Origin of the sequence: Stenotrophomonas sp. HMWF003 (assembly GCF_003061285.1) — a bacterium.
Taxonomy (GTDB): Bacteria; Pseudomonadota; Gammaproteobacteria; order Xanthomonadales; family Xanthomonadaceae; genus Stenotrophomonas; species Stenotrophomonas maltophilia_AP.
Window position 1 is genome coordinate 32,852 of the sequence record NZ_QAIW01000448.1, and the last position, 377, is coordinate 33,228.

1 protein-coding gene is annotated in these 377 nt (G+C 70.8%); it reads left to right on the plus strand.

What is annotated here, in order from left to right:
- Positions 1 to 338: EAL domain-containing protein (locus DBR34_RS24260; protein ID WP_258224184.1), on the plus strand; the 338-nt coding region annotated here is incomplete at its 5' end.
- Positions 339 to 377 lie beyond the last annotated feature (39 nt).

A 377-nucleotide genomic window follows, 5' to 3' on the forward strand; every position in this document is an offset into this window, starting at 1 on the left:
TCGCGCGCCTGCGCGAAATGGGCGTGCAGCTGACCATCGACGACTTCGGCGAAGGCTACAGCGCACTGAACTACCTGCGCCGGCTGCCGATCCACGGGCTGAAGCTGAGCCAGTTGTTCGTCGAGGGCGTGCCGGGCAACCGCTCCGACGAAGCAGTGTGCGAGGCGGTCTGCGGCATCGCCCGCAGCCTGGGGCTGGGGCTGGTCGCCGAGGGGATCGAATCGGAGCCGCAGCGGCGTTTCCTGCAGGCGCTGGGGGTGACGGTCGGGCAAGGGTTTCTGTTCGCGCCCGGGCTGGCGCCGGATGAATTCGCCCGGCGCCTGACACCCCGCCACTGAGCCCGGCGCGCAGCGCACAACAGCGGCACGCCCCGCTTC